The organism is Phenylobacterium sp. (genome assembly GCF_025934275.1).
Lineage (GTDB): Bacteria > Pseudomonadota > Alphaproteobacteria > Caulobacterales > Caulobacteraceae > Phenylobacterium.
The window spans coordinates 43,350-53,826 of record NZ_JAICYI010000018.1 but is presented as its reverse complement, the minus strand read 5'-3'; the positions used below and the strand labels follow the sequence as shown (position 1 = coordinate 53,826).

The 10,477-nt window shown below is 70.4% G+C and carries 12 protein-coding genes; 1 reads left to right on the top strand and 11 read right to left on the bottom strand.

Annotation, left to right across the window (positions count from 1 at the left end; translation table 11 throughout):
- The 3 genes from Q0W60_RS06775 to Q0W60_RS06765 all read right to left on the bottom strand — a co-directional run.
- Positions 1-751, bottom strand: a 751-nt coding sequence (locus Q0W60_RS06775) for a transcription termination/antitermination protein NusA (RefSeq protein ID WP_297693872.1), incomplete at its 3' end; no start/stop codon positions are given.
- A 12-nt stretch (positions 752-763) separates the two neighbouring features.
- Positions 764-1,306, bottom strand: a complete 543-nt coding sequence (gene rimP, locus Q0W60_RS06770) for a ribosome maturation factor RimP (protein ID WP_297693870.1) — start codon at positions 1,304-1,306, stop codon at positions 764-766.
- Positions 1,307-1,446: 140 nt separating this feature from the next.
- On the bottom strand, positions 1,447-2,004 hold the full coding sequence (locus Q0W60_RS06765; protein WP_297693868.1) for a hypothetical protein: 558 nt from the start codon (positions 2,002-2,004) through the stop codon (positions 1,447-1,449).
- 97 nt (positions 2,005-2,101) lie between these two features.
- Here Q0W60_RS06765 and ppa point away from each other — a divergent pair, with 97 nt between their 5' ends.
- Positions 2,102-2,632 carry an inorganic diphosphatase gene (ppa, locus tag Q0W60_RS06760; RefSeq protein WP_297693866.1) on the top strand — a complete coding sequence of 177 codons (531 nt, stop codon included), beginning with the start codon at positions 2,102-2,104 and terminating at the stop codon, positions 2,630-2,632.
- Here the strand turns inward: ppa and trmB are convergent.
- The 8 genes from trmB to Q0W60_RS06720 form a co-directional block, all read right to left on the bottom strand.
- A complete protein-coding gene (gene trmB / locus Q0W60_RS06755) occupies positions 2,629-3,300 on the bottom strand; it encodes a tRNA (guanosine(46)-N7)-methyltransferase TrmB (protein ID WP_297693864.1) in 672 nt (223 codons plus the stop codon). The two genes, ppa and trmB, sit on opposite strands and share 4 nt — an antisense overlap.
- Before the next feature lie 143 nt (positions 3,301-3,443).
- Positions 3,444-4,664, bottom strand: coding sequence for a methionine adenosyltransferase (gene metK / locus Q0W60_RS06750; RefSeq protein ID WP_297693862.1), 1,221 nt, complete (start codon positions 4,662-4,664; stop codon positions 3,444-3,446).
- A gap of 75 nt (positions 4,665-4,739) precedes the next feature.
- Entirely contained in the window at positions 4,740-6,320 is a 1,581-nt protein-coding gene (lnt, locus tag Q0W60_RS06745; protein WP_297693861.1) for an apolipoprotein N-acyltransferase, read from the bottom strand.
- A gap of 7 nt (positions 6,321-6,327) precedes the next feature.
- The gene (locus tag Q0W60_RS06740) at positions 6,328-7,212 is read right to left on the bottom strand and encodes a hemolysin family protein (protein ID WP_297693859.1); all 885 of its coding nucleotides are present in this window, start codon (positions 7,210-7,212) and stop codon (positions 6,328-6,330) included.
- Entirely contained in the window at positions 7,199-7,669 is a 471-nt protein-coding gene (gene ybeY, locus Q0W60_RS06735; protein ID WP_297693857.1) for an rRNA maturation RNase YbeY, read from the bottom strand. Before ybeY ends, Q0W60_RS06740 begins: the two co-directional genes overlap by 14 nt.
- The gene (locus Q0W60_RS06730; RefSeq protein ID WP_297693855.1) at positions 7,666-8,616 is read right to left on the bottom strand and encodes a PhoH family protein; all 951 of its coding nucleotides are present in this window, start codon (positions 8,614-8,616) and stop codon (positions 7,666-7,668) included. Before Q0W60_RS06730 ends, ybeY begins: the two co-directional genes overlap by 4 nt.
- Before the next feature lie 10 nt (positions 8,617-8,626).
- Positions 8,627-9,970, bottom strand: coding sequence for a tRNA (N6-isopentenyl adenosine(37)-C2)-methylthiotransferase MiaB (gene miaB, locus Q0W60_RS06725; RefSeq protein WP_297693853.1), 1,344 nt, complete (start codon positions 9,968-9,970; stop codon positions 8,627-8,629).
- 63 nt (positions 9,971-10,033) lie between these two features.
- A complete protein-coding gene (locus Q0W60_RS06720; protein ID WP_297693851.1) occupies positions 10,034-10,465 on the bottom strand; it encodes a Fur family transcriptional regulator in 432 nt (143 codons plus the stop codon).
- Positions 10,466-10,477 lie beyond the last annotated feature (12 nt).

Below are 10,477 nucleotides of genomic sequence, written 5' to 3'. Positions count from 1 at the left end.
GGGCCACGGCGCGGATCTCGATGACCCCGTCGTAGACTTCCGGCACCTCCTGGGCGAACAGCTTGGCCATGAAGCCGCCATGCGCGCGCGAAAGCAGGATCTGCGGCCCCTTGGTCTCGCGGCGGACGTCGTAGATGTAGCAGCGGATCCGGTCGCCGATATTGAAGTTCTCGCGCGGGATCGACTGGTCGCGCCGCATGATGCCTTCGCCGCGGCCCAGGTCGACGATGACGTTGCCGTACTCGACGCGCTTGACCACGCCGTTGACGATCTCGCCGACCCGATCCTTGAACTCCTCGTACTGCCGCTCGCGTTCGGCGTCGCGGACCTTTCCCATGACCACCTGGCGGGCCATCTGGGTCTGCACCCGGCCGAACTCGAAGGGCGGCAGGACCTCCTCGTAGGTCTTGCCGATCTCGGCGGACTTGTCGGTGCGCTTGGCGTCGGCCAGCCGGATGATCCCGGCCGGCTCCTCGAAGGGCAGTTCGTTGCCCTCCTCGTCGACGCCGCCGCCGAACACCGCGTCGTCGGCGACCACCGTGACCACGCGCTTGATCGTGGTCTCGCCGGTCTTCGGATCGATGTGCACGCGGATGTCGTGCTCGGCGCCGTAGCGGGCGCGGGCGCCCTTCTGGATGGCGTCCTCGATCGCCTCGATGACGATCTCCTTGTCGATCGCCTTCTCGCGGGCGACGGCTTCGGCGATCTGCAGAAGCTCAAGCCGGTTGGCGGAAATGCCGGTCAGGCTCATGGGGTCTCTCTCTCAGTCGGACGCTTCGTCGTGTTGATGTTGCAGGCGCTCGGAGCGGCTTTCGGCCCCGCGTTTCATAAGGTCGTCGGTCAGTACGAGCTTCGCCTCGGCAATCCAGGCGAACGGGATCAGCGTGGTCGAGTCCTCGCCCTCCAGGTCGATGGCGACGTTGTCGCCCTCGACGCCGGCCAGCGCGCCCTTGAAACGCTTGCGGCCCTCGGCCAACCGGTCGAGCTCCAGGCGCGCCTCGTGGCCCTCGAAGGTCTCGAAATCCTTCATCCGGGTGAGCGGCCGGTCGACCCCGGGCGAGGAGACCTCAAGCGTATAGCGGCCGCTGATCGGATCGGCGGCGTCCAGAACCTCGGAGATGGCGCGCGAAAGCGTGGCGCAGTCGTCGATGTCCATCTCGCCGTCGGGGCGTTCGGCCATCACCTGCAGCCGCCGGGCCTCGCCGCCGCCCATCAGCCGCAACCGCACGATGGCGTAGCCCGCCGCCTCAGCCACGGGGTCGAGCAACTCCAGCAGTCCTGCGTCCTCGGCGGTCTTCCCGCGCATGAAGCTCGGCCGTCCTTCGGCAAAGAAAAAAGCGGTCGGGCCGGAGCCCGCCGCTTGAAAGCGCCATCCAGCGCTATCAGCGATGTTGCGAGGAATATAGGCGAGGCCGGGCCGCTTGTCAGCCCCGATTGCGCGCGGCGTTATTTCGCCGGCGGCGTCGCCACCTTGAACGAGCTGACGAACGCTTCCCCGACCGATTCCGGCGGCGTCTCGTGGCTCGGATCGAGCGTGGCGAGCTGACCCTCGCCACTACGCATGAACGTCACGCCATAGATGTGGCCATTGACCTTGACCGTGCGGATCAGGACGACTGCGCCGTTCCCCATCACGCGACGCTCCTCGGGCGGCGAGGCCAGATCGCGGCCGACGGAGTCACAGGGGCTGATGGTTCCGGGCGGTACGGGCAGAGGCGGATCGCCGCACGTCGCGCGCGGTGCGCCGGGCTGCTCGCGCGGGGTCATTGCCGTGGCCCGAAAGGTCGCGCCGCCGATCCGCAGCATCCAGGTGTCGACGGAGCGGATCGACTCCGTCCCGGCGCCCTTCGCCGGTCCCGCCGGCGGTTCGGACGTCGTGTGCATCTTGGCCGGCGCGCTCGGGAAAACGACCGAAACGCCGTCGCCCAGGTCGACCTTCGTCTCGGCCAGCGCAAGCGTCGGGAGCAGGGCGCTCAGAACGCCTCCGGTCACAGCCATCCGCATGGGCTAACCCCCAATTCCCCCGCAACTGTCAGCTGGGTTTTTGCCGAACGCAAGCCGCAGCTTTACTCGTCTCCCGACCTGCCCCACATGCGCCCGCATGGACCTCTCCAAGATCCCGGTCGGCGCCAATCCGCCTTATGACGTCAACGCCCTCATCGAGATTCCGCAGGGCGGCGAGCCGGTGAAGTACGAGCTCGACAAGGAGAGCGGGGCGATGTTCGTCGACCGCTTCCTGCACACCGCGATGTTCTACCCCGGCAACTACGGCTTCATCCCGCACACGCTTGCCGACGACGGCGATCCGATGGACATCCTGGTGGTCGGGCCGACGCCGGTGGTCCCGGGCGCGATCATCCGGGCGCGGCCGATCGGAGCGCTCTTGATGCGCGACGAGGCGGGGGGCGACGAGAAGATCCTGGCGGTCCCCGTCGACAAGCTGCACCCGTTCTACGAGGGCGTGGATTCCTGGCGCGCGCTGCCCTGGATCGTCACCGAGCAGGTCGCCCACTTCTTCCAGCACTACAAGGACCTGGAGAAGGGCAAGAAGGTCGACATCCTCCGCTGGGCCGACCCCGAGGAGGCCGCCGACCTGATCCGCGCCGCCATCGAGCGGGCGAAGGCGCGCTAGACCCTTACGAAATCCAGGAACGCCGGCGCGCAGTCGCCCAGGTGCTTTTGCTCGTAGCGGGTCGCGACGTGATCGGCTGGCGGGGCGCGCCAGTCGTTCGCCCGCTCGGCGGTCCAGCGCAGAGCGGGACTGGCGAGGAACCGCGCCAGCGCCCAGTCCACGTACTCGGCCCAGTCGCTGGCGAAACGCAAGGCGCCGCCCGGCGTTAGCACGCGGGCCAGCTCGGCCACGGTGTCCGCCTGGACCAGCCGTCGCTTGTGGTGCCGCGTCTTCGGCCAGGGGTCGGGGAACAGGATGAAGATGCGCTGGAGGCTCGCCTCCGGCAGCTGGATTAGCAATTCGCGGGCGTCGCCGGCATGGATGCGGACGTTCCGCAGCGCCTGAGCCTCGATATGGCGAAGCGCGCTCGCCACCCCGTTCTGGAACGGCTCGGCGCCGAGCATGAGCACGTCAGGATGAGCCGCCGCCTGCGCCGCCAGGTGCTCGCCGCCGCCGAACCCGATCTCCAGCCAGACCTCTCGCGCCGCCGGCATCAGGCTCGCCGGCTCGAACGGGCCCTCCGGAACGCGGATCGCCGGCAGCAGGGTCGCGAGGAGCGCCGCCTGCCTGGGCTTGATCGGCCGCGCCTTGGTGCGGCCGTAGGTGCGGAGTTGGGGACGGTCCGACATCGTTCCACCTAACCGTCATGGCCGGGCTTGTCCCCGGCCACCCAGAGACGCCGAGGACCGAACGCTGGCGCGACCTCAGCCGAGGTCGTGTTTCCAGGTCCCGGGGACAAGCACGGGGATCACGATCAGTTAGTTGGAATGAGCTACGCCAGCCCGCGCAGCTGGTCGACCAGGTCGGTGCGCTCCCAGGAGAAGCCGCCCTCGTTGTCCGGCTGGCGGCCGAAGTGGCCGTAGGCGGCGGTGCGGGCGTAGATCGGCCTGTTCAGCCCCAGGTGCTCGCGGATCGCTCTGGGCGTCGCCCCGCCGATCATCGCCGGCAGAGCGGTCTCCAGCTTGGCGGGATCGACCTCGCCTGTGCCGTGGGTGTCCACGTAGAAGCTGAGCGGCTGGGCCACGCCGATCGCGTAGGAGATCTGGATGGTGCACTTTCTCGCGAGGCCCGCGGCGACGACGTTCTTGGCCAGATAGCGGCAGGCGTAGGCCGCCGAGCGGTCCACCTTGGTCGGATCCTTGCCGGAGAAGGCGCCGCCGCCATGCGGCGCCGCGCCGCCATAGGTGTCGACGATGATCTTGCGGCCGGTCAGGCCCGCATCGCCGTCCGGTCCGCCGATCTCGAAGCGGCCGGTGGGGTTCACCAGCCACTCGGTGTTCTTGGTGATCAGGCCCTCCGGGAACACCTCTTGGACGAACGGGCGGATCTCGGCCTGCAGCCGCTTGGGCGTCACCGAATGCAGCCCCATGCGCTTCTTGTGCTGGGTGGAGACGACGATCTTCAGCACCTCGACCGGCCGTCCGTCCTCGTAGCGCAAGGTGACCTGGCTCTTGGCGTCCGGTTCGAGCACGGCGCACTCGCCGGAGTGCCGGACCTCCGAGAGCCGCTTCAGGATGTTGTGGGCGTACTGCAGGGTGGCCGGCATGAGCTCCGGCGTCTCGTCGACCGCGTAGCCGAACATGATCCCCTGGTCGCCCGCGCCCTCCTCCTTCTTGGCGGAGGCGTCGACGCCCTGGGCGATGTGGGCCGACTGGGCATGCAGGTAGCAGGCGTACTTGGCCTTGGCCCAGTGGAAACCCTTCTGCTCGTAACCGATGTCCTTGATGGCCTGGCGGACCTTGGGCTCCAGCGAGCGGACGATCTCCTTGGTCAGCGACTTGTTCTCGCCCTTCGAGCCGCCGGGCCGGCCCGCGCGCACCTCGCCGGCCAGCACGATGCGGTTGGTGGTGACCAGAGTCTCGCAGGCGACGCGCGCCTCCGGCTCCGCGCTCAGGAATGCGTCGACCACGGTGTCGGAGATGCGGTCGGCGACCTTGTCGGGATGGCCTTCGGAGACGCTTTCCGAGGTGAAGATGTAGCTGGAACGGCTCAAGTCGGACTCCGGGAGGCTGGGCCGTGCGGCGGACGCCGCGGGCCGGTCGGCATGCGAAAACCTATAAAGACATCCTTATGTCCCGCCAAGTCGGCGCGCCCGCTCGGCAGCCGCGATCAACGCGGAGAGTGCGACGAGGCTCCAGAACGGGATATCCCCAAGCCGTTCGTAGGGCGTCGGGCCGAGCGCCGGCGGCAGGCGCGCATCGATCACGCCGAAGTCGCCAAGACCCAGCCGCTTGCCGGGCTCGGTCCGCCCGAACGCGTCGATCACCGCCGACACGCCGGTCGGCGTCGCCCGCACCATCGGCAGGCCTTCCTCGATCGCCCGGTAGCTCGCGAGGTTCAGGTGCTGCAGCGGCCCCGACGTGCGGCCGAACCACGCGTCGTTGGAGATGTTGAGAATCCAGGTCGGACGCAGGTCCGCGCGCGCCGCCCCTTCGCGGGTGAAGCCGGGGAACAACGCCTCGTAGCAGATCAGCGGCTGGAAGGGCGGCAGGCCGGCCGGCGTCGCGGGCCGGGGCGGCGGCCCGGCGGAGAAGTCGTCGGGCATGTGCACCAGGCTGCGGAACCCCACCTTCGAGGCGAGCGCCCCGAGCGGCATGTATTCCCCGAACGGCACCAGCCGGTACTTGTCGTAGACGGCGGTGACCTTCAGCCCCCCGGCCTCCCGGCGGAAGGCGATCAGGCTGTTGAAGTAGGCGAGGCCGCCGTCCGCCTTCGGCTGCGCGCGGTTGGCCCCGAGGATCAGCGTCTGGCCCGGGTCGACGGTGTCGCGCAAGCGCGGCCCGTAGGGGCTGTCCGGCGCCAGCAGCTCGTCGATGACCGCCGGCAGCGCGCCCTCCGGCCAGATCACGACATCCGGATGCGTCGGCGCCGGCCGGCGCGAAAGCTCGACGTAGGTCTGGAAGATGGCCGCGAGGTGTTCCGGCCGCCACTTGTCCTTCTGGTCGATGTCGGCCTGCACCACGCGGATCATCGGCGAGGCGCCCGGAGCCGGCTCTCCTCCCGCGAGGCGGGCGGCGCCGAAGCCGTAGAGCACGGCGAGCAGCGCCAGCATCACCGCGGCCATGGCGGCTCGCCGGCGGCGGGTCACCGGGTCGAACAGCAGCGCCGGGGCGGCGGCAAGCACGATGGTGATCCAGCTCAGCCCATAGGCCCCGACCAGCGCTGCGGCCTGCGAGGGCGCGGAGCCGGCGCGCCAGGTCTCCCCGGGCAGGTCCCAGGGAAAGCCGGTCAGCACATGTCCGCGCAGCCATTCGAACAGCGCCAGCGCGCCGGCGAAGACGATCACCCGCGCCCATCCGCGCGGCGCTACGGCCCGATAGAGCAGGCCCGCCAGGCCCCAGAACAGCGCGAGCCCGCCGGCGGTCAGCGGCAGGGCGATCGGCGCCATCCAGGCCTGGTCCTTGGCGTCGACGAAGAACGGCTCGACGATCCACCAGCAGCCGAGGCCAAAGTAGCCAACCCCCGCCAGCCATGCGCGGAAGAAGGCCGAGCGCAGCCGCCGCGGCCCGGCGCGATCGAGCAGCCAGAGCAGCAGGGCGTAGCCCAAGAGCCCCGGCAGGACGCCGAACGGCGGATGGGCGAGCGCGGCGGCGAGCCCAGCGCCGAGCGCCGCGAACCGGAGCGTCCAAGGGGAGACGGGTCTCGCCACGCGCGGCTCAGACCGCCGTCGACGGCGGCTTGGCGCGCCGGATGCGCACCCGCTTCACGCGCCGCGGATCCGCGGCCAGCACCTCGATCAGGAAGCCGCCGGGATGGGCGATGGTCTCGCGCCGCTGCGGCACGCGGCCGGCCAGCGTGTTCACCAGGCCGGCGACCGTGTCGATCTCCTCGCCGACGTCGGCGGGGGCGAGATCGACGCCGCCCAGCGCGGCCTCCAGCTCCTCCAGCGGCGCGCGGCCGTCGACCACCCAGACGCCCTCCGCCTCGACGAGCGGGCTCGCCACCTCGTCTTCCGCCAGATCGTGCTCGTCGGAGATGTCGCCGACCAGCATCTCCAGGAGGTCTTCCAGCGTCACCAGGCCGTCGGTGCCGCCGAACTCGTCGATCACCAGCGCCATGTGGATGCGCCTGGCGCGCATACGCGCCAGGAGGTCGGCGGCGGGCATCGAGCCGGGCACATAGAGCGCCTCGCGCACCAGCCCGCGGCGGCCCTGCAGCACCTTGTCGTCCGGCCTCGGTCGGCGCGCCTTCTGGGCCAGGAGTTTGAAGACGTCCTTGACGTGAACCACGCCCAGCGGCTCGTCGAGCGTCTCCTGGTAGACCGGCATCCGCGAGTGCTCGGCCTCGACGAAGCGCGCCACCAGCTCGGCGAAGCTGCAGGCCTTCTCGATCGCCACGATGTCGGCGCGGGGCTTCATGACGTCCTCGACCCGGACGTCCTCGAAGGCGCGGGCCTGCACCACCAGTTCGTCGGCGACCGCCGCCGCCTCCTCGGCCATGGCCGAGACCGGCTCGGGCTCGCTCCGCCGGCGGGTGAAGAAGTCGAACCAGCCTCGTCGTCGAGACCGATCGGATTGGCTGGCGGGATCAGGGTCCGTCATCATCTTCCTCGCCGGCCGAATAGGGGTCCGGCACCCCCAATCCCGCCAGGACCTGTCGCTCCAGGGCCTCCATCTCCTCGGCCTCCGGATCGCTCAGATGATCATATCCTAGAAGGTGCAGCACCCCGTGCGCCACCAGATGCTGCAGGTGGTGCGCCAGGGGCTTGCCCTGCTCGGCGGCTTCGCGCGCGCAGACACCGTAGGCCAGCGCCACGTCGCCCAGCAGGCTCTCGGGGTTCGCCGGCGCCGGGAAGGAGAGCACGTTGGTGGGTGCGTCCAGCCCGCGGAAGCGGGCGTTGAGTTCGCGCACGTGCGCGTCGTCGGCGAGCAGGACGGTGACCAGCGCGTCGCTCCTCAGCTCGTGCGCCAGCGCCGCCTCCGCGGCGGCTCTGACCAGGCGTTCCGCATCGGGCTGGGCGGCCGTCCAGGCGGCGTCCTCGATCTCCACCTCGATCAAAAGCTGCGCCCGCGCTTGGCGGCGTCGGCGTCGTAGGCGCGCACGATGCGCTCCACCAGCGGGTGGCGGACCACGTCCTCGGCGGAGAAGCGCACGATGCCGATGCCCTTGACGTCGTCCAGCAGACCCACCGCGTGGGCCAGGCCGCTGTCGTTCGGATTGACCAGGTCGATCTGGGTGGGATCGCCGGTGACCACCATGCGCGCCCCTTCGCCCAGCCTCGTCAGCACCATCTTCATCTGCAGCCGGGTGGCGTTCTGCGCCTCGTCGACGATGATGAAGGCGTGGGAGAGCGTGCGGCCGCGCAGGAAGGCGATCGGGGCGACTTCGATCTCGCCCTTCTCACGGCGGCGGCGCAGCTGCTCGGCGCCGAGGATCTCGGTCAGCGCCTCCCAGACCGGCGCCATGTAGGGATCCACCTTCTCGGTGAGGTCGCCGGGCAGGAAGCCTAGCCGCTCGCCGGCCTCGACCGCCGGCCGCGAGACGATCAGCCGGTCCACCTCGCCGCGCAGGAGCAGGCCCGCGCCGTGCGCGACCGCCAGGAAGGTCTTGCCGGTGCCCGCCGGCCCCAGGCCGAACACCAGCTCGCACCGGGCCAGCGCCTGCAGGTAATTGGCCTGGGCCGCGGTCTTGGGCGCGACCTGGCCGCGCCGGCCGACCGGCAGTCCGCCGGCCGCCGCGCCGCCCGTCTTGGCGGCGCCGATCGCCACCCGCACGTCGGCCTCGACGATCTCCAGGCCCTGGTCGGCCCGGTCGGCGATGGCGTGCACCGCCTTCTTCGCCTGGCCGCGCGATTTCGCGTCGCCCGACAGCGACACGCCGCCGCCAGGGGTCTCCAGGAGCACGCCGAAGGCGTCCTCGATCAGGGCGGCGTGGCGGGAATTGGCGCCGGCGACGGCGCGGACGGCGGCGTCGGAGAGCGGGATGAACTCGGGCGCGCGGCTCAATTCATGTCCTTCAGGCGATCTCCAGCCCAGCTTCGAGCCGGCCGGCCAGGCTGTGCGCGGCGGCGCTTTCCACACGCACCGCAATGATCTGTCCGATCAAGCGATCCGGCGCCTCGGCGTGCACCGCCTGCAGGTAAGGGCTGCGGCCGACCAGCTGGCCGGGGCGCCGGCCAGCCTTCTCGAACAGCACGGGAAGCGTGCGGCCGGCCTGGGCGGCGTTGAACGCGCCCTGCTGCTCCTCGAGCAGGGCCTGCAGCCGATGCAGCCTCGCCTCCTTCACCGCCTCGGGGACCTGGCCCGGCAGGGCCGCGGCCGGCGTGCCCGGCCGGCGCGAATACTTGAAGGAAAAGGCCTGGGCGTAGCCCACCTCGCGCACCAGCTCGAGGGTCGCTTCGAAGTCCGCCTCCCGCTCGCCCGGGAAACCCACGATGAAGTCGCCGCTGATCGCGATGTCCGGCCGGTGCGCTCGGATCGTCTCGATGAGCCTGAGATAACCGCCGGCGGTGTGCGCGCGGTTCATCGCCTTCAGCACCCGGTCGGAACCGGCCTGCACCGGCAGGTGCAGGTAGGGCATGAGCTCGGGGACCTCGGCGTGGGCGGCGATCAGGGCCTGGTCCATGTCGCGCGGGTGGCTCGTCGTGTAGCGGATGCGGTCCAGTCCCTCGATGCGGGCCAGGCGGCGGATCAGGCCCGCGAGCCCGCCCTCGCCGGCGTAGGCGTTGACGTTCTGGCCCAGCAGGGTGACCTCGCGCACGCCCCGGGCCGCCAGGGCGCGGGCCTCCGCCTCGATCGCCTCGGCCGGCCGCGACCACTCGGCGCCGCGCGTATAGGGCACCACGCAGAAGGTGCAGAACTTGTCGCAGCCCTCCTGCACCGTCAGGAACGCCGCCACGCCGCCGGGCCGCCGTTCGGGGCTCAGCGCATCGAACTTGGTTTGCGGCGCGAAGTCGGCCGCCAGCCGCTCGCCGCGCGCCCTGTGGGTGCGGGCGATCAGCTCGGGGAGCTGGTGATAGGCCTGCGGGCCAACCACCAGGTCGACCGCCGGCTGCCGGCGCATGATCTCTTCCCCCTCGGCCTGGGCGACGCAGCCCGCCACCGCGATGGTCATTTCGCCGCCCGCCGCGGCGCGGGCCTCCTTCAGCCGCTTCAGCTGTCCGAGCTCGGAGTAGACCTTCTCCGTCGCCTTCTCGCGGATGTGGCAGGTGTTGAGCACCACCAGGTCGGCGTCCGCGGGCCGCTCCGTCAGCCCATAGCCCAGCGGCGCCAACACGTCGGCCATGCGCTCGCTGTCGTAGACATTCATCTGACAGCCGTAGGTCTTGATGTAGAGGCGCTTGCGCGCGTGGGCGGACATGGCCGGGGTTATGGGGGTGAGGGTTCCGGCGCGCAAGTTCCTCCCCCCCAGGGGGAGCAACGATCATTCCTCGATCGGAACGCCGTAGAGTTCCAGGCGGTGGTCGACGAGCCGGTAGCCGAGCTTGCGGGCGATCGCCTCCTGCAGCGCCTCGATCTCCTCGTCGACGAACTCCACCACCTTGCCGGTCTTCATGTCGATCAGGTGGTCGTGGTGGACCTCCGGCTGCTCCTCGTAACGCGAGCGGCCGTCACGGAAGTCGAGCCGGGCGATGATCCCGGCCTCCTCGAAAAGGCGCACCGTGCGGTAGACCGTGGCGATCGAGATGTGCGGATCCGCCTGGTGGGCGCGCCGGTGCAGCTCCTCCACGTCGGGGTGGTCGTGGGCCTCGGAGAGCACGCGGGCGATCACCCGCCGCTGCTCGGTCATGCGCATGCCCTGTTCGACACAGAGCTTTTCGATGCGGTCGGGCACGTGGGCTCCGTGGGTGTCCATTGCGCCAGGATA

Coding starts and splice junctions, on each gene's coding strand:
- ppa (WP_297693866.1), top strand. CDS start 2,102: ATGGACCTCTCCAAGATCCCGGTCGGCGCCAATCCGCCTTATGACGTC.
- miaB (WP_297693853.1), bottom strand. CDS start 9,970: ATGTCCGCCCACGCGCGCAAGCGCCTCTACATCAAGACCTACGGCTGT.
- rimP (WP_297693870.1), bottom strand. CDS start 1,306: ATGCGCGGGAAGACCGCCGAGGACGCAGGACTGCTGGAGTTGCTCGAC.
- Q0W60_RS06740 (WP_297693859.1), bottom strand. CDS start 7,212: ATGACGGACCCTGATCCCGCCAGCCAATCCGATCGGTCTCGACGACGA.
- Q0W60_RS06765 (WP_297693868.1), bottom strand. CDS start 2,004: ATGCGGATGGCTGTGACCGGAGGCGTTCTGAGCGCCCTGCTCCCGACG.
- trmB (WP_297693864.1), bottom strand. CDS start 3,300: ATGTCGGACCGTCCCCAACTCCGCACCTACGGCCGCACCAAGGCGCGG.
- Q0W60_RS06720 (WP_297693851.1), bottom strand. CDS start 10,465: ATGGACACCCACGGAGCCCACGTGCCCGACCGCATCGAAAAGCTCTGT.